Origin of the sequence: Hamadaea tsunoensis DSM 44101 (assembly GCF_000428945.1) — a bacterium.
GTDB classification, from domain to species: domain Bacteria; phylum Actinomycetota; class Actinomycetes; order Mycobacteriales; family Micromonosporaceae; genus Hamadaea; species Hamadaea tsunoensis.
Genome location: NZ_AUAX01000009.1, coordinates 268867 through 287118 on the forward strand (window position 1 = coordinate 268867; position 18252 = coordinate 287118).

General features: G+C 69.7%; 9 protein-coding genes. 4 read left to right on the forward strand and 5 right to left on the reverse strand.

Annotation, left to right across the window (positions count from 1 at the left end; all coding sequences use genetic code 11):
* Positions 1-79 precede the first annotated feature (79 nt).
* Positions 80-787, reverse strand: coding sequence for a Clp protease N-terminal domain-containing protein (locus G401_RS0119105; RefSeq protein ID WP_027343773.1), 708 nt, complete (start codon positions 785-787; stop codon positions 80-82).
* A gap of 219 nt (positions 788-1006) precedes the next feature.
* On the reverse strand, positions 1007-4321 hold the full coding sequence (locus G401_RS0119110; RefSeq protein ID WP_027343774.1) for a carbohydrate binding domain-containing protein: 3315 nt from the start codon (positions 4319-4321) through the stop codon (positions 1007-1009).
* Between the two features lie 247 nt (positions 4322-4568).
* Between G401_RS0119110 and G401_RS46775 the strand changes: the two genes are divergently transcribed.
* Positions 4569-5771: a cation:proton antiporter gene (locus G401_RS46775; RefSeq protein ID WP_211240777.1), complete on the forward strand. Its 1203-nt coding sequence runs from the start codon at positions 4569-4571 to the stop codon at positions 5769-5771.
* A gap of 662 nt (positions 5772-6433) precedes the next feature.
* Here G401_RS46775 and G401_RS0119120 read toward each other — a convergent pair.
* From G401_RS0119120 to G401_RS0119130, 3 genes are all read right to left on the reverse strand, one after another.
* Complete coding sequence (locus G401_RS0119120) at positions 6434-7294, reverse strand: sigma-70 family RNA polymerase sigma factor (protein WP_027343775.1); 861 nt, start codon at positions 7292-7294, stop codon at positions 6434-6436.
* 126 nt (positions 7295-7420) lie between these two features.
* The gene (locus G401_RS0119125; RefSeq protein ID WP_169734212.1) at positions 7421-9526 is read right to left on the reverse strand and encodes a glycosyltransferase family 39 protein; all 2106 of its coding nucleotides are present in this window, start codon (positions 9524-9526) and stop codon (positions 7421-7423) included.
* A 110-nt stretch (positions 9527-9636) separates the two neighbouring features.
* Entirely contained in the window at positions 9637-11577 is a 1941-nt protein-coding gene (locus G401_RS0119130) for a penicillin-binding transpeptidase domain-containing protein (protein ID WP_245601777.1), read from the reverse strand.
* 164 nt (positions 11578-11741) lie between these two features.
* On the opposite strand from G401_RS0119130, the gene G401_RS0119135 reads away from it, so the two are divergent.
* From G401_RS0119135 to G401_RS0119145, 3 genes are all read left to right on the forward strand, one after another.
* Positions 11742-16622: an NAD-glutamate dehydrogenase gene (locus tag G401_RS0119135; RefSeq protein ID WP_084557341.1), complete on the forward strand. Its 4881-nt coding sequence runs from the start codon at positions 11742-11744 to the stop codon at positions 16620-16622.
* 203 nt (positions 16623-16825) lie between these two features.
* Positions 16826-17293: a hypothetical protein gene (locus G401_RS52925; protein ID WP_051366840.1), complete on the forward strand. Its 468-nt coding sequence runs from the start codon at positions 16826-16828 to the stop codon at positions 17291-17293.
* 33 nt (positions 17294-17326) lie between these two features.
* Positions 17327-18187, forward strand: coding sequence for a DegV family protein (locus G401_RS0119145; RefSeq protein WP_027343779.1), 861 nt, complete (start codon positions 17327-17329; stop codon positions 18185-18187).
* Positions 18188-18252: the final 65 nt, after the last annotated feature.

The window sequence follows — 18252 nt, forward strand, 5'->3', positions numbered from 1 at the left end:
CCCGTTTGGATCAGGGAAATCACCCGAATCATGGCCCAAGATTCGGGAGGAAACCCTGATCCAAACGGGATCTTGGGGGCTACTGGGCGGCCTGCTGCCGTTCGGCCTTCTTGCGGGCGTAGGCGGCGAGCGCCTCGATCGTCCACTGCTCCACGCCGGCCTTCGTGACCCCGAGCCCGGCGAGCACCCGCGCTCCCGGTTCCGTGTCGTTCTCCAGCAGCCCGATGAGCACGTGCTCCGTGCCGACGTAGTTGTGCCCCATGCGCAGCGCCGTACGCACGATCAGCTCGTGCGTCTTCTTCATCCCGGCCGAGTACGGCACGTGGTAGTGGATCGGCTCCGCGTCCGGTGGCAGCGCGGCGACGGTGGCCGCCGCGACCTGTTCCTTGGTGGCGCCGGCTGACTCGATGGCCTGGCCGGCGAAGCCCTCCCACTCCGCGAGCAGGCCGAGGACGAGGTGGAGGCTTGTCACCTCGGCGTGTCCCCGGTTGCGGGCCTCGTTCTGGGCTTTGAGGGCGACGACCTTGGCGCGGTCGGTGAACCGCTCGTAGGAGCCGTCGCCCGGTACCGAGCGCTTCTGGGCGGCCTGTTTGGTCATGCCCATGCTCTGGCCGATCATCGTCCAGGAGGCGCCCGAGCGCCGGGCCTGGTCGACGAAGTGCCCGACCAGGTGGTCGGCGAGCTCGTCGAGGTGCTGGGCGACCTGGGTCGCCGCGGCCAGGTGGTCGAGAGGAGTGCCGTCGGGGCTGCTCCCCTTGACCTCTGCGATCAATTCATCGAGCGTCATAGCGTCAACTGTAGGTTGACGGTGTGGCCATCGTCAACCACTGGTTGACGGCGTTGCGCTGATCGCTCCGACGATCTTGCGCGAATGTCTCGGATTTCGCGGCTTATGCAACGAATGCCCGAACATTCGCGCAAGATCGTCGGAAAGGAAGCGTCGCGCAAGATCGTCGGAAAGGAAGCGTCGGAAAGGAAGCGTCGGGAAGGAAGCGGCGGGAAGGAATCAGTTCAGGTAGGGGCCGTTGGTGCCGATCTTGCCGGGTGCCGGGTTGCCCGGCAGGGACAGGACGTAGACCTTCATGTCACCCTGGGCCGAGACCGTGGCGGTCAGCGTCCCGTTGGTCACCACCTGGACGTCGCCGGTCACGGCGTCGGTGTACGTGCCGTTCGGAACGCCGGTGAACGTCGAGCTCGACGAGACCGCGACCAGCGCGAAGCTGTCCACGCTGCCGTTGGTGTACCGGCGCTTGTACGCGATCGGCCCGCTCACCCCGTCCGTCGAGTACTGACCCATCTGCAGGGCCGGGATCGCGCGGCGGATCAGGTTGAGCCGCTGGACGTGCTGGACGAGCGGCATGCTCATCGTCGAGGCGACCGCGCCGGTGGCCGAGCCGACCACGCCGTAGCCGGCCGCCGTGATCGTGCCTTCCAGGTGGTCGCCGTAGTACGCCCGGCCGGTCGTGGCGAGCGGGCACGTGGGACCGCAGTCGATCTGCTTGCCGGCCTGGAACTCGATCTCCGAGCCGTAGTACAGCGTCGGTACGCCCCGGAACGTCCACATGAGATCCATGTTCTCCGCCCAGGCGGTGGTGCCGCCGGCGTAGCGTACGGAGGATTTGTTGGGGCCGTAGTCGTGCGAGTCGACGTAGACCACGTTGTAGGTGGCGTCATTGGTCGAGTCGTCGGAATCCTTGCCGTTGCGGAACGCGTTGCCGGCGTCGCCGAAGTTCATGTGCATCCGCATGTCGATGATGTTCATGCCCGACGCCTGGCTGTGGTCCGGCGCGTGGTAGGTGTTGCCCGACAGGAAGGCGTTCGTCGACGTCGGCTGGCTGCCGGTGCCGAGCTGCTCCTCGTAGTTGTACTGGTCGAGCGCGGCCTGCACGTCGTCGTCGACGTACGTCTTGCGCTCCTTCCAGGTGTAGAACTGGGCGGAGTGGTTGACCGAGCCGCGGTTCCACTTGTCGTTGACGAACGCGGCCACCTCGGCGAAGACGAAGAAGTCCTGGGCCTTGGCCGCGCCGTACTTCTGCACGAGATGCTGCTGCAGGGCGGGCAGGAAGCGGCGGTTCCAGGTGACCCGGGGAATGTGCACCGCCGTGTCGACGCGGAAGCCGTCCACGCCCATGTCGATGTACTTGTTGTACGCGCCGATCAGGTAGTTCTGCACGACCGGGTTCTCGGTGTTGAAGTCGGCCAGGTCGTCGGCGAGCCAGCAGCTGCGCGAGTCCTCGCCTTCCCAGTTGCCGATCCAGCACTGGTGGTAGAGGTTCGCCGGGAACATTCCCGAGGTCGGGCTCGGCCACTGGCAGTTGTGCAGCGCGAAGCCTTCGGGGGAGTAGGTGCCGGTGGGCGTACCCCAGTTGCGGCAGGTGTTGCCGGCGGGCTCGGTGGTCGTCCACAGATCACCGTTGTAGGCGCGGCCCTGCGCCAGCGCGTTCTGGGTGGGCGTCATGTTCGGGTCGGTGCCGTGGAACTCGACCATCGGGTCGTAGACGCCGCCGGCGACCTTGGTGCTGTAGAGCCAGTCCCACTGGCCGTCCTTGGCACCCCAGACCTTCGGTACGAACAGGCCGTTGGCGCCCCACCGGGAGCTGTGGTTGTAGACCACGTCCTGGAAGATCTTCAGGCCCTTGGCGTGCGCGTCGTTGATGAGGTCCTGGTAGCCCGCGCCAGGCGACTCCAGCCGGTCGTCGACCCGGTAGAAGTCCCAGCCGTGGTAGCCGTGGTAGTCGTAGTCGGAACGGTTCAGCACCACCGGCGTGATCCAGATCGCGGAGAAGCCCAGGGCCTTGATGTAGTCCAGCTTGTCGATCAGGCCCTTGAAGTCGCCGCGGAACATCGGGTCGTTGTTCGCCGCGTTGCCCGACGACACGTTCTGGCTGCCGCCTCGGTCGTTGCTCGTGTCACCGTCGTAGAACCGCGCGGTCAGCACGAAGTAGATCGACTCCTTGCGCGGATCGCCGCCGAGCATCGTCCCGCTCGACGCCGGCGGCGGCGTGTCACCCGTCGTCGCCGACACCGCCGCGCTCGCCGCGCTCAGGTTGCCCGCCGCGTCCACCGCCTTGATCACATAGGTGTACGCGGTCAGCGCCGCCAAGCTCGCGTCGATGTACGTGTTGTACGCGGTCGTCAGCACCACGGAACCGCCACTGCCACCGGTACGCGTGATCTGGTACCCGGTCACGCCGCGGTCGTCGGTGGACGGAGTCCAGGCGAGGGTGATCGTCACGTGGTCGGCCGAGGCCGTCACGTTGGCAGGCGCGGTCGGAGCCGTCGTGTCCGGCGGCACCGCGGCACACGGGTCCGTCGCGCTGCCGGTGACCACCCCGTCGCGTACAAGGGAAGTTCCTGCGTTGATGCTGTAGTTGGCGCCGTTGTTGTTGTCCCAACTGCCGGAGCCGTTGTTGAACACCGCCTGCATCTTGGTCGCGGAGCCGAGGGCGACGGTCTTCTTGACCCAGTCGGTGCAGGCGGTCTCGTTCATGGCGACGCCGGGGACGGTGGTCCACGCTTCGCCGTCGGGCGCGTAGTGGATGTCGACAGCGGACCATGCGCGGGTCTTGGTGTAGTAGAAGACCGTGGCCGTGTTGCTGCCGGGCGTGGGCGGTACGACGGTGCAGGGGTCGCCGGTGCCCACGACGCCGTTGTTGACGGTGACGGTGCCGGTGCCGACGCTGTAGTTGGCGCCGGAGTGGTTGTCCCACGTGCCGGAGCCGTTGTTGAAGACGACCTGGGCGCCGGTGGCGGTGCCGAGGTTGATCGTCTTGACGTACCAGCCGCTGCAGCTCGCCGCCGCCATCGGTACGCCCGGCGCGGTGGTCCAGCTTCCGCCGGTGGGCGCGTAGTGGATGTCGACCGTCGTCCAGCCGGACGGGGCGTGGTAGAAGACGGTCGCCTGGTTGCCGGCGGTGCTCGGGGACGGGCTGGGGCTGGTCGTCGCGCACGGGTCGGTGGTGCCGACGACGCCGTTGTTGATCTGCGCGGTGCCGGTGGCGACGCTGTAGTTGGCGCCGGAGTGGTTGTCCCACGTGCCGGAGCCGTTGTTGAAGACGACCTGGGCGCCGGTGGCGGTGCCGAGGTCGATCGTCTTCACGTACCAGCCCGTGCACGCGGCCGTCATCGGTACGCCGGGCACGGCCGTCCAGCTTCCGCCGGTGGGGGCGTAGTGGATGTCGACGGTCGTCCACGATGACGACGGGTGGTAATAGACGGTCACCGCGTTGGCGGCCACCGACCGGCCGGCGAGGGCCGTCAGCGGCACCAGCACGAGGGCCAGCAGGGCAGCGAGGAACGCGGCCGGGTATCTCGATCGCATGAGGACTCCAGCGGGGCATGATCCGGGCGTGATCGGGACACAAGACCTGCGCAGTTCTGTGTGACGAGCAGGTTGCCGCCAGATTGCAAGATCTGTCAATACTCTTGCAAAGAAATCCGGCGATGGATGCATGCCGCCTTGCCTAGCTGCCTGTATCGATGGGTGGCGTTGCAGGCTCTTGCAATGATCAACAGACGGTACGGGCGAGTTGTCGCTTTGGTCCGAGTCGGTCGGCCATCATGTGGACGTGCAGTCGACCATCCAGACGCTGACGCTCATCGCGCTCGCGGCCGTGCTCTCGCCGATCATCGCCGACCTGCTGGCGCGCTGGGTCGCCGTCCCCGCGATCGTGCTGGAGCTGCTGTTCGGCGTACTGATCGGGCCGTTCGTGCTGGGCTGGGCCGCGCTGGACAACATCATCAGCGCGTTCAGCAGCCTCGGCCTCGCGATCCTCATGTTCATGGCCGGGTACGAGATCGACTTCCCCGGACTCAAGGGTCGGCCGCTCCGGCTCGCCGTCGAGGGCTGGCTGTGCTCGTTGGTCCTCGGCCTGGCGCTGGTGGCCGTGCGTACAGGGTGGACGGAGAAGACCCTCGTCATCGGGCTGGCGCTCACGACCACCGCGCTCGGGACCCTGCTGCCCATCCTGCGCGACCGCGGCCAGCTCGGTACGCCCTTCGGCAACCGCGTCATGGCGGTCGGCGCGATCGGGGAGTTCGCCCCGATCGTGACCATCTCGATCGTCCTGACCACCGACAAGCCCGGGCGCGCGCTCGTGCTGCTGGCCCTGTTCGTCCTGCTGGCCGTGGTCGCGGCGGTGCTCGCCCGGCGTCCGGCGCCGCCCCGGATCGGTGCTCTCGTCACGCGTACGCTGACCACGTCGGCGCAGTTCGCCATCCGGCTCGTGATGCTGGTGCTCGTCGTGATGGTGTTCATCGCGTACGAGTTCGGGCTGGACACGCTCCTCGGCTCCTTCGCGGCCGGCATCGTCGTGCGCCTCGCGACCCGGGCCGCACCGGAGCACCACGTGGCGACGGTCGAGTCGAAACTGGACGCGGTCGGCTTCGGTTTCCTGGTGCCGATCTTCTTCGTCGTGAGCGGGCTGAAGCTCAACCTCGACGCGCTGTCGACCGGGACCGGACTGCTCCTGACCGGCCTGTTCCTCCTGGCCCTCCTCGTCGTACGCGGCGGCCCGATCATGGTGCTGCACCGGCGCGACCCCGGCCGGGAACGGGTGGCGCTGGCCCTGCTGGGATCGTCGGCCCTGCCGCTCATCGTGGTGATCACCGGCATCGGTACGGACGACGGAGTGCTCACGACACTCGTCGCGGCAGCGCTGGTGGCGGCCGGAGCACTGTCGGTCCTCATCTACCCGCAGGTCGCGCTGCGGCTGGTCGTGCCGGGCGACGCGGAACCCGCGCGCGTTCCCGCCGAACCCGAAGCTCTTTAGAGCGTCCCGCAGGAGGATTGCAAGATCAAATTCATGTCCCGGTACGGGCGAAGCATCCATCACGCGTTTGGGTCGCCGTTTCACGGTGCGGATGTAGGGTCCTCCCGGCCTTTGTCCCGACTGTCCGATACGAACCGCGGTGGATCGTGGCGAGAGTGCAGCTATGACGTCCCACGCGCTGTGGATCACGTCAGAGCCGCTCCGCTGTCGGCTGTTGCCTGCGATGCGGGAACGATCTTCCGCCAGGTGAACCATGGCCGCCGATTTCCTGATCGTTTGCGGCTGGGGTGTAATTCCGGCCCGATCTGCATGATCGTTTACGCGTGAGGTGTCGCCAGGGGCGGTCAGCGTGCTCCAGAACCGTAATTGATCATGCAACCGCCGCCGTATTTACACCCCAGCCGTAAACGATCAACCCCGCCGGGCACCCACCGGCTGTCACCGGCTACCGCCGGCTACCATCGGCCGTCCATATCGGACAGTCGCGACAAAGGCCGAACGGGCTGAAGCCGGCGGCGGACTTGATCTTCAGTGGTCCTCGGCCGCATGCGGCGATCTTGCGCGAATGTCCGGGCATTTCGGGTACACCGGACGAAATTTGAGACATTCGCGCAAGATCGTCGGGGTCGGGCGCTCGGGTGCCCCGTCCTACATGCTCACCGTCAGGGGAGGAAGGTGAAGGTGACCTGGTCGAGGACGGCGCGGTCGGCGACCACGTCGATGGCCGTGATCCTGTCTTCCACCACCGTGAACCGCAGCATGATCTGCGCCTTGTCCCCGTCGGCCCACAGCCCGGCGACGTGCCCGTCGACCAGCGCCGGCCGTACCGCCTGGGCCCGGCCGAGGAAGTTGGCGACCGCAGCCTCGGTGCCGTGCAGTTCCGGGGAGCCGCCCATCCGGGTCGCCGTCGCGTCGGCGCGTACCACGATGTCGGGGTCCAGCAGGGCGAGCAGTCCGGCGAAGTCGCCCTCCCGGGAGGCGTTGAGGAATGCCTCGACCACCCGGTGCTGGCGTTGCAGGTCCGCCTCCGGATCCACCGTCCGGCCCTGCACGCGGCGGCGGGCCCGGCTGGCGAGCTGGCGGGCGGCGGCCGGCGTACGCCCGAGGATGCCGGCGATCTCCTCGAACGGGACGGCGAACATGTCGTGCAGCACGAACGCGAGCCGCTCGGCCGGATCGAGGGTGTCGAGCACCACGAGCAGGGCGAGCCCGACGGAGTCGGCCAGCACCGCCTCGTTCTCGGGATCGTGCGTACCGCCGGCCGGGTCGGCCGCGATCTCCAGCGACTCCTCCCGCCGCGACGTACGCGAGCGCAGCATGTCCAGGCAGACCCGGCCGACCACGGTCGTCAGCCAGCCGCCGAGGTTCTTGATCTCGTCGGTGTCGGACCGGCTGAGCCGCAGCCACGACTCCTGGACCGCGTCCTCCGCCTCGCTCGCCGAGCCGAGCATGCGGTACGCGACGGCCCGCAGGTGCGGCCGGTTCTCCTCGAACCGTTCGGCCAGCCAGTCATCCGGATCCACGATGATGCCTCCTTACGCGGTGGTACCCCACCCGGCTGACGGATGGGGTACCCCGGATGTGACAGGACGAGCGTATCTACCTGATCAGACCCACTTGTTTGATCAGGCCTACTTGTTTGATCAGACCTACTTGGTCAGGTCGTAGACGGTAGCGCCGCCCACGGTCTGCGCGGTGTAGTTCTCCGCGACCCAGCTCGCGATCTCCTGGGCCGAGTTGCTGCCGCCGCTCGACCGGCCGCCGAAGCCACCGCCGCCGCTGCCCAGGAAGTAGTGCACCTTCTTCGCCGCGACCAGCTTCTGGAAGTCCGCCAGCGAGATCGACGGGTCGCTGCCGTTGAAGCCGCCCAGGCTCATCACCGGGTCGCCGGTCGCGAGCTGGTAGCCCGCCGCGTTCTGCGAGCCGACCGCCGCCGCCACCCAGGTGTACGCGCTCGAGTCGTCCGCCAGCAGCGTCACGAGTTCGGAGCTCGGGGTGGAGGCGTTGAGCAGGCCGCCCGCCCCGCCCATGCCGCCGCCCATGCCGCCACCGGGGAATCCGTTCCCGCCCGCGCCGTTCTGCGTAGTGCCGGTGGACCCGGTGCCGTTCTGCGACGTGCCCGTACCCGTGCCCGCACCGTTCGGGGTCGTGCCCTGCGGCGCGGTGCCCGTCTGTCCACCGGGGAACTGCCCGCCGTTGCGGCCGCCGAAGCCGCCCGCGCCGCCGGGTCCGCCCATCCGCCCGCCGCCGAAGCCGCCCGCGCTCGCCGGTCCGGCCGTCGGGATCGAGCCGGTGTGCGGCGTACTCGCGGTGTCGACGGCGTACGCCGCCGGGCCGGCCAGGGCCGCCGCGATGCCGAGGCCGGCGACGACCGGCAGGACGACCTTGGGCAGCACGTGGCCGACGAAGAGGGCCGCCGCGCCGAGCAGGCCCGCCGCGATCACCAGGTAGCGCAGCCACGGCAGGTAGTCGGAGCTGCGGCCGAGCAGGACGAACGACCAGACGGCGGTGACCGCGAGGGTCACGGCGAGCACCGAGCGGGCGATCGGGCTGGTCCGGTGCTGCCACAGCGAGGCGGTGCCGATGCCGACGAGCGCGCCGACGGCCGGGGCGAGCGCCACCGTGTAGTAGGCGTGGAAGATGCCCGCCATCAGGCTGAACGTGACGCCGGTGACGATCAGCCAGCCGCCCCAGAGGATGAGGGCCGCCCGCAGCCGGGAGGTACGCGGTGCCCGCAGCGTCAGCGCGAGCCCGGCGACCAGCAGGATCAGCGCGGCCGGGAGCAGCCAGGAGATCTGGCCGCCGATCTCGGAGTTGAACAGCCGGCCGATGCCGGTCTCGCCCCACATCCCGCCGGCGGTGTTGCCGCCCCCGCCGCCGCCGACACTGCCGACCTCGTCACCGGTGATGCGGCCGAAACCGTTGTAGCCCAACGTGAGTTCGAGAATGCTGTTGCTCTGCGAGCCACCGATGTAGGGGCGGCTCGACGCCGGCCACAGGCTCACGGCCGCGATCCACCAGCCGGCCGCGACGATCATCGAGCCCAGGGCCGCGAAGAGCTGCCAGATCCGCGTGCGTACGCGTACCGGGGCGGCGAACAGGTAGACGAGGCCGAAGGCGGGGATCACCAGGAAGGCCTGGAGCATCTTGGTCAGGAAGCCGAATCCGACGAACGCGCCGGCCAGCAGCAGCCACGTGGTCCTGCCCCGCTCCACCGCGCGGGTGACGGCGTACGCGCCCGCGACCAGGAGCAGCACCAGCAACGCGTCGGGGTTGTTGAACCGGAACATCAGGGTCGCCACCGGCGTCAGCGCCATCACCGACCCGGCGATCAGGGCGGCGCCCGGCGTGAACCAGCGGCGGACGGTCGCGTACAGCAGGGCGACGGCCGCCACCCCGCACAGCGCCTCCGGTACCAGGATGCTCCACGAGTTCACCCCGAAGATCCGGGCCGACAAGCCCATGAGCCACATCGAGGCCGGGGTCTTGTCGACGGTGATGAAGCTCGACGCGTCGAAGGAGCCGAAGAACATCGCCTTCCAGCTCGCCGACGCGGCCTGGGCAGCCGCCGAGTAGTACGCGTTCGCCCAGCCGGATGCGCCGAGCCCCCACAGGTAGAGCAGGGCGGTCCCGACGACGAGGCTGATGAACGCCGGCCGCTCCCAGCGGGGATGCCGGGCGGAAGGCGGTGTCGGGGCCGGGGCGACACGCGTCTGATCTGCTGTTTCGCGTACGTCTGTCACGGTCATGTCCATGAGAGTGACGCCCCGTGATCGGCGATCCGTCCGGTCCGGCTGGGTGTCACCTGGAAAGGCCCGCAACCCTGGCTGAGGGTTGCGGGCCTGGGAACTCGCCGGTCAGACCGTCAGCGTCGGACGGTCTGCGGCTGGAGACCGCGCAGGAACGCCTCGGCGAGCGGGACCGCCGTGGCGGTCGAGTCGCCGCCGTTCTCGACGAACACGGCGAAGGCCAGGTCGCCCTGCCAGCCGATGAACCACGCGTGGGTGTGCGCCGGGTCGGCGTCGTACTCCGCCGTACCGGTCTTGCCGCTGACCGGGCCGCCGGGAACGTCCTTGAGCGAGACCGCCGTCCCGTTCGTCACCACCTCGCGCAGGCCCGTCCGCAGCTGCGTCAGGGTCGACTCCTTGAGCTGCGGCCCGTCCGCGGCCGGGGCGGCGGGGGCCGGGTCCAGCAGGAGGACGGGCTGCTTCCACCGGCCGCGGGCGACCGCGCCGATGGCGCCGAGCATCGCGACCGGGGAGACCACCGTCGTGCCCTGCCCGAACGCCGCGGCCGCCTGCTCGGCCTGCGAGCCGCCGGAGGAGACCGCGCCGGTGAAGCAGTCGACGCCGAGGTCCCACTTCGTGCCGAGACCGAGCGCGGTGCCCGCGGCCGCGAGCCCGGTGTCGCCGAGCTTCGGGGCCAGCGACGCGAACGCGGTGTTGCACGACTTGGCCAGATCGGTGTGGAACGGCACCGGGCCGAGCGCCATGTCGTGGGCGTTCTTGAAGGTCCGGCCGTCGACCGTGTAGGTGGCCGGGCAGTCGACCACCGAGTCCGCGGTCACCGATCCGCCGTCCAGCACCCCGTACGCCGTCACGACCTTGAACGTCGAGCCGGGCGGGACCTGGGCGACCAGCGCGAGGTCGTCGCCGCCGCCGTCGGGACCGTTGGCCACGGCCAGCACGTGCCCGTCGCTGACCCGCATGGCGACGATGGCCGTCCGCTGGGTCAGCTTCGAGCCGGCGATCGCCCCGTCGGCCGCGTTCTGGACCTTCGGGTCGAGCGTGACCGACAGCGCCTGACCGTCCTTCGCGTCGGCCCCGAAGACCTTCTGCGTACGCGTCGTGCCGTCGGCGTTCTTGCTCGTGATGTCCACCTCGACGCCGTCGGAGCCGCGCAGCCGGGCGTCGTACTGCTTCTGCAGCCCGTAGAGGCCGACCTGGTCGCCCTGGGCGTACTTGCCCGGGTTGGCGTCCATGATCTCCTTGGTGACCTCGCCGACCGAGCCGAACAGCGCCTTGGCGAACGTCCGCGTCGGGGCGAGGATCCGCGTCTCCTCCCGGAACACCGTCCCGTCGAGGTCGTGGATCATCGGCTTGATCTGGTCGTACGCCTCCCGGCGCAGGGTCACGATCTCGACGAACGCGTCCGGCTTGGCCTGGGCCACCTGCTGGGCCAGGCCGCTCAGGTCGACTCCGCCGGGCACCACGGTCTTCAACGCCGAGTCGAGGACGGGCGTCAGGACGGCGAGATCCTTGATCTTGTCCGGTTCCACCCCGACGACCACCACGTTGCGGGCGGTCGCCAGCGGGTTGCCGGCCGCGTCGTTGATCCCCGCCCGCGCCGCCGCGACCACCTTGGTGTTCAGTGCGGCGTTCTCCTGCAGATCGGGGTGGACGATCTTCGGATCCCAGATCACCCGCCAGGTCTTGTTCTGCTGGGTCAGGCGTACCTGCGAGGGGTAGGTCCAGTGCGTGCCGCCGGGCAGCGTCCAGTCGACGGTGATCTTGCCGGTGGCGGACTTGTCGGAGATCGTGGGCTTGCCGTCGGCCTTGACCGTGACGGTGTCGAGGGTGCCGGACAGGCCTTTGAGGCGGTTGGCGACGTCGGTCTCGGTGAGGGCCTGGTTCTGCGGCCCGACGAAGGTGACCTTGCCGTTCCACTGCGCGTGCGGCCAGCCGGCCACGAAGGCGTCGAGGGCGGGGCCGGGCTCGGGATCCTTGGAGCAGGCGGCGAGCGGCGTCGCGAGCAGGGCGAGCGCGGCGAACAGCGCGATCCGACGGTGCTGTGCGAGGGCTGGCATGCCGACCATTCTGCTCCATGATCACAAACGCGGCGAGGCGCGACGGACCCGGTGTGCGGGTTTCACCTGACCGCCGCCTGCCGCCCGGTTCGGCCGCCCGGAGGTTGTCATAGGGTGGAGACGACGGACGAGCCCACAGCGTGGTGGGTGAGGGGAGCTGTGTGATGTCACCCGAAGGTGGCCTGATGAGCGGCGAAAGCGTGGACACGCCCGCCGACCTGCCCGGCGACATGGTCGTCGAGGCCGACGTGGACGTCGAACTCGACGAGGACCTGCCCAACGCCGAACGGCTCGTCGCCGGCGCCGTGGCGCTGGCCGGCGACAACCTGGACGACGCGCAGCTGGTGGGCCGCTACTGGCGGTTCGCGCCCGACGAGGAGCTGATGGGGCAGACCCCGAGCGCCATGCTCGCGGCCGTCCGCGGCCACCGTGAGCTGGCCGGCCGGCGCGAGCGGGGCGAGCTGATGCTGCGGATCGGGCTGACCCCCGACGGCGCCCACACGTGCATCGAGATCGTCACCGACGACATGCCCTTCCTGGTCGACTCCGTCACCGCGGCGCTGTCCGCGCGCAATCTCGACGTGCACATGCTGGTGCACCCCTTGATCGTCGTACGCCGGGAGCCGGACGGCACGCTCACCGAGGTGTGTGCCGACGTCGAGCCCGACGACGCGATCGGCGGCGACGAGATCGAGTCGTGGATGCGGATCGAGACCGACCCGGTACGCGACGCGGCCGAGGCCCGGCAGCTCTCCGTGGAGCTGGACCGCGTCCTCACCGACGTACGCCTGGCCGTCGAGGACTGGCCGCGGATGCGCGAGCGGGCGCTGGAACTCGCCGACGAGCTCACCTCCGCCGTGCTCCCGGTGCCGGACAAGGACATCACCGACTCGGTCGAGCTGCTGCGGTGGCTGGCCGACAACCACTTCACGTTCCTCGGCTACCGCGAGTACAAGCTGGTCGACGGGCACCTGCTGAGCGCCGTGGCGGAGTCCGGCCTCGGCATCCTGCGGGGGGCGCAGGAGGCGCCGCGCGAGCTCGCGTCGATGACGCCGGAGGCGTACCAGCGGGCGTTGGAGAAGCGGCTGCTCATCATCACGAAGGCGAACTCGCGGGCCACCGTCCACCGCTCGGCGTACCTGGACTATCTCGGCTTCAAGACCTTCGACGAGATGGGCGAGGTCGACGGCGAGATCCGGTTCCTGGGCCTGTTCTCGTCGGCCGCCTACCGGGGCAGCGTACGCGAGCTGCCGGTGGTCAAGCGCAAGGTCCACGAGGTGCTGGAGCGCTCCGGGCTGAGCCCGCGCAGCCACTCCGGCAAGGATCTGCTGGAGATCCTGGAGAGCTACCCGCGCGACGAGCTGTTCCAGATCGGCACCGAGGATCTCTACCACGCGGCCGTCGGCGTCCTGCGGATGGCGGGCCGCCGGCAGCTGCGCGCGTTCCTGCGGCGGGACGCGTACGGGCGGTTCATCTCGTGCCTGGTCTACCTGCCGCGGGACCGGTTCACCACCGCGCACCGGCTGGCCATGCAGGAGATCCTGCTGGACGAGCTGAACGGGATCGGGCTCGACTACACGACCAAGGTCACCGAGGGCCCGCTGGCCCGGGTGCACTTCATCGTCCGGGTGGACCCGCAGGCCCCGCCGCAGCGCGTGGACGCCGACGGGATCGCCGAGAAGCTCGCGGACGCCACCCGCGCCTGGGACGACGACTTCAAGCTGGTGCTCGCCCGCAAACTCGGCGACGAGCAGACCAAGAACCTCTTCCACAAGTACGTCGACGCGCTGCCCGAGACCTACAAGGACGGGTACAACGCGTACGAGGCGATGCAGGACCTGGCCAAGCTGGAGCTGCTGGAGGAGCCCGGCCAGCTGGAGCTGCACCTGTTCCGGCGGCGCAAGGACGACTCCGACGTCCGCTTCAAGATCTTCCGGTTCGGCGACCCGATGGTGCTCTCCTCGGTGCTGCCGGTGCTGCACTCGCTCGGCGTGAAGGTCACCGACGAGCGGCCGTTCGAGATCAGCCGCCGCGACGGCACCGCGCACGTCTACGACTTCGGCCTCACGCTGCCGGAGAACGCCCGCGAGCTGGCCGAGGTCCGCTCGCACGTGGAGAACGCCTTCGCCGCCGCCTGGCGCGGCGAGGCCGAGGTGGACGGTTTCAACGAACTCGTGCTGCGGGCCGGCCTGACCTGGCGGCAGGTCGTCGTCCTGCGCGCGTACGCCAAGTACCTGCGGCAGACCGGAACCGTGTTCACGCAGGAGTCGATGGAGCAGACGTTCATCGCGTACCCGGGGCTGGCGGGGGCGCTCGTCGCGCTCTTCGAGACCCGCTTCGACCCCGCGCTCAAGCTCTCCGACGCCGACCGCGAGACGCAGGGCAAGGAGCTCGTCGCGTCGATCAACCGGCAGCTCGACACGGTCGCCAGCCTCGACCAGGACCGCATCCTGCGCAACTACCTCACCCTCGTGCAGGCGACCCTCCGGACGTCCTTCTACCAGCGCGGCACGGAATCGCGGCCCAAGGCGTACATCTCCTTCAAGCTCGATCCCCAGGCGATCCCCGACCTGCCCGCGCCGCGGCCCAAGTTCGAGATCTTCGTGTACGCGCCGCGCTTCGAAGGCGTACACCTGAGATTCGGTGCGGTGGCACGCGGTGGCCTGCGGTGGAGCGACCGGCGGGACGACTTCCGCACCGAGATCCTGGGCCTGGTGAAGGCGCAGATGGTGAAGAACGCGGTGATCGTGCCGGTCGGTGCCAAGGGCGGGTTCGTGCTGAAGCAGGCGCCGGCCGCGACCGACCGGGACGCGTTCCTCGCCGAGGGTGTGGCCTGCTACAAGCTGTTCATCTCGGCGCTGCTGGACATCACCGACAACCTCGACGCCGGCAAGATCGTGCCGCCCGCGGACGTGGTGCGCCACGACCCGGACGACCCCTACCTGGTCGTGGCGGCGGACAAGGGCACGGCCACCTTCTCGGACATCGCCAACGGCATCTCGGCGGAGTACGGGTTCTGGCTCGGCGACGCGTTCGCCTCGGGCGGTTCGGCCGGCTACGACCACAAGGGCATGGGCATCACCGCCCGGGGTGCCTGGGAGTCGGTCAAACGGCACTTCAGAGGCCTGGGTGTCAACATCCAGGAGCAGGACTTCACGGTCGTCGGCGTCGGCGACATGTCCGGCGACGTGTTCGGCAACGGGATGCTGCTGTCGGAGCACATCCGGCTGCTGGCCGCCTTCGACCACCGGCACATCTTCCTCGACCCCGATCCCGACGCGGCGACGTCCTTTGTGGAGCGTCAGCGCCTGTTCCAGCTGCCGCGCTCCTCGTGGGCCGACTACAACGCCGACCTGATCTCGGCCGGTGGCGGGGTGTACCCGCGTACCGCCAAGTCGATCCCGATCACCCCGGCCGTACGCGCCGCGCTCGGCCTGCCCGCGACGGCGACCGCGATGAGCCCGGCCGAGCTGATGAAGGCGATCCTGCTGGCCCCGGTCGATCTGCTGTGGAACGGCGGCATCGGCACCTACGTCAAGGCGACGACCGAGTCGCACGCGGACGTCGGCGACAAGGCCAACGACGCGATCCGGGTCAACGGCGGCGCCCTGCGCGCGACCGTGGTCGGCGAGGGCGGCAACCTCGGCCTGACCCAGCGGGGCCGGATCGAGTACGCGACCGCCGGCGGGCACATCTACACGGACTTCATCGACAACTCCGCGGGTGTGGACTGCTCCGACCACGAGGTCAACATCAAGATCCTGCTGTCGGCCGTGCCGGAGCTGTCGCTGGAGAACCGCAACGCGCTGCTCGCCGAGATGACCGACGAGGTCGGCGACCTGTGCCTGCGCGACAACTACCTGCAGGCCACGGCCCTGGGCAGCGCGCGCTACCAGGCGCATTCGCTGCTGCCCGTGCACCGGCGGCTGATCAGCGCGCTGGAGCAGTCCGGCCGGCTCGACCGGGGTCTGGAGGCGCTGCCGACCGACGACGAGCTCGCCGTCCGGTTCGGCAACGGGCAGGGGCTCACCGCACCGGAGTTCGCGGTGCTGCTCGCGTACGTGAAGATCGCGCTCGAAGAGGAGATCCTGCACTCGGACCTCCCCGACGAGGAGTGGACGCTCGGGATGCTGCACGACTACTTCCCGGCCCCGCTGCGCGCCCGGTACGCCGACCTCATGACCGGCCACCGGCTGCGCCGCGAGATCGTGACGACCGGGATCGTCAACGAGGTCGTCAACCGGGGCGGCACCTCCTTCGTCTTCCGGGCGATGGAGGAGTCCGGGGCGACCGCGGCGGACGTGCTGCGCGCGTACGTGATCGTGCGGGACGTCTTCGACCTGCCGTCGCTGTGGAAGGCGGTCGAGGAGCAGGACAACAAGATCCCGACGGACGCGCAGACGATCATCTACCTGCAGACCCGCCGGCTGCTCGACCGGGCGGTCCGGTGGCTCGTCCAGAACCGCCGCGTCCTCGACGTCCCGGCCGAGATCGAGCGGCTGCGGCCCGGCATCGCGCACCTCGCGCCCAAGCTCGACACGCTGTTCCTCGGCGTCGAGAAGGACGCGCTCTCGCACTACTCGCAGAAACTCGTCGAGCTCGACGTTCCGCAGGACCTGGCCGACTGGGGCACGCGTACGCTGCACAGCTTCGGCCTGCTCGACGTCGTGGAGACGGCCCGGACCACCGGGCAGGACCTCGACGACGTGGCGGGGGTCTACTTCGTGCTGTCCGAGCAGTTCCTGGTGGACGATCTGCTGACGAAGATCTCGCAGCTGCCCCGGGAGGACCGGTGGCAGACGCTCGCCCGCATGGCCCTGCGCTACGACCTGTACGCGGCCCTCGCGGCGCTCACGTCCGAGGTGCTCACCTCGACAGCGGATCGGAAGCTGACACCGCAGGCCCGGGTCGAGGCGTGGGAGCAGCTCAACGAGGCGGCGATCATCCGGGCCCGCAACGCGATCGGAGAGTTCGACGGGGTACGCGCGGATCTGGCGCCGCTGTCGGTCCTCCTCCGCCAGATCCGCACCCTGGTCGTCCGGTAGGCCGCGGGTCCCGTTCGGCGCTTGATCCCGTTTGGCGCTTGATCCCGTTTGGCGCTTGATCCCGTTTGGCGCTTGATCCCGTTTGGATCAGGGAAATCACCCGAATCATGGCCCATGATTCGGGTGAAAAACCTGATCCGAACGGGATCTTGAGCATCTTTCCAGGGCTGCGTCCGGAGGGCGCGGGGGCTACGCTCGGTCGCATGAGCGCTCGCACCGCCGCGATCGTCGCCTGCTCCGCCGCCCTGCTCGCCGCCGGCCTGGCCGCCTGCGGCAAGTCCCCGGAGGCGGGCGGCCCGACGCCTGCTCCGACATCGTCGAGCCCGGCGGCCACCGCGTCCGGCGTACCGGTGCCGAGCCCGAGCGGCTCCGGGCCGGTGGTGTCGCCGCCGCCGCGTACGAGGCCGAGCATCATCAAGTCCCCGCAGATCCCGCCGCCGGCCCGGGACCAGTCCACCGTCGTCGGGACGGTCGTCTACAAGGAGGTCGAGGGCGGCTGCCTGGGCCTCACTGAGGACGGCACCGGCAAGACGTACGAGCTGGTCGGCGGTGATCACAAGATCCTCTCCGCCGGCGCCCGCGTACGCGTCGTCGGCATCCTGCGCACGGACATGGCGACGGTCTGCCAGATCGGAATGCCCCTCCAGGTGGTCTCGGCAGAACGCCTCTGACATCCGCGCCCCGAGATCGGCTACCTTTCTGGCATGACGATCGCGGTGGTCACGGACTCGACGGCGGGCCTGCCGCCGGATTTCGCGGCCGATGTACGGATCGTCCCGCTGTCGGTCGTCGTCGACGGCCACCCGGCCCGCGAGGGCGTCGAGATCTCCTCCGCTGAGGTCGCCGCCGCCCTGCGCAACCGCCGCGTCGCCATGACCACCTCGCGCCCCGCGCCCGCCGAGTTCGAGGCCGTCTACCGCGAGCTGCTCGACGCGGGCGCCGACGGCGTCGTCTCCGTCCACCTCTCCTCGGCCCTGTCCGGAACCTACGAGTCCGCGGTGCTCGCCGCCGCGCACCTCCCGGGCCTCGTCGAGGTGGTCGACTCCCGCTCCACCGCCATGGGCCTCGGCTTCCCCGTCCTCGCCGCGGTGGCCGCGCGCGACAAAGATCTTCCCGATGTACGCGCGGCCGCGCACGCCGCGGTCGCCGGAACGGACACGTACTTCGTGGTCGACACGCTCGACCATCTCCGCCGGGGCGGCCGGATCGGGGCCGCGTCCGCGCTGCTCGGAACGGCCCTGTCGGTCAAGCCGATCCTGCATGTCGTGGATGGCGCGATCGTGCCGTGCGACCGCGTACGCACGACGTCGCGGGCCCTCGACCGCCTGGTGGAGCTGGCCGTCGCGGCCGCCGCCGACGAGCCGGAGGTCCAGGTGGCCGTGCACCACCTGGACACTCCGGAACGGGCGGCCGTGATCGCCGACGCCGTACGCGCGAAGCTCGGCGACCGGCTCGGCGCGCTGTACGTCACCGAGGTCAGCGGGGTCATCGCCGCGCACGTCGGCCCCGGGGTCGCGGGCGTGGTCGTGCACCGCCCCGGCGCCCAGGCGAAACGGCCCGGCTGAGGCTCGGTCGAGGCTCGATGGAGGCACGGCTGAGGCTCGGTTGATCAGGTTGTCCACAAGCGACG

Excerpts from the sequence above, each read along its gene's own strand:
- G401_RS0119105 (WP_027343773.1), bottom strand. The coding sequence starts at position 787 with ATGACGCTCGATGAATTGATCGCAGAGGTCAAGGGGAGCAGCCCCGAC.
- G401_RS52925 (WP_051366840.1), top strand. The coding sequence starts at position 16,826 with ATGAGCGCTCGCACCGCCGCGATCGTCGCCTGCTCCGCCGCCCTGCTC.
- G401_RS0119110 (WP_027343774.1), bottom strand. The coding sequence starts at position 4,321 with ATGCGATCGAGATACCCGGCCGCGTTCCTCGCTGCCCTGCTGGCCCTC.
- G401_RS0119135 (WP_084557341.1), top strand. The coding sequence starts at position 11,742 with ATGTCACCCGAAGGTGGCCTGATGAGCGGCGAAAGCGTGGACACGCCC.
- G401_RS0119130 (WP_245601777.1), bottom strand. The coding sequence starts at position 11,577 with ATGCCAGCCCTCGCACAGCACCGTCGGATCGCGCTGTTCGCCGCGCTC.
- G401_RS0119145 (WP_027343779.1), top strand. The coding sequence starts at position 17,327 with ATGACGATCGCGGTGGTCACGGACTCGACGGCGGGCCTGCCGCCGGAT.
- G401_RS0119125 (WP_169734212.1), bottom strand. The coding sequence starts at position 9,526 with ATGGACATGACCGTGACAGACGTACGCGAAACAGCAGATCAGACGCGT.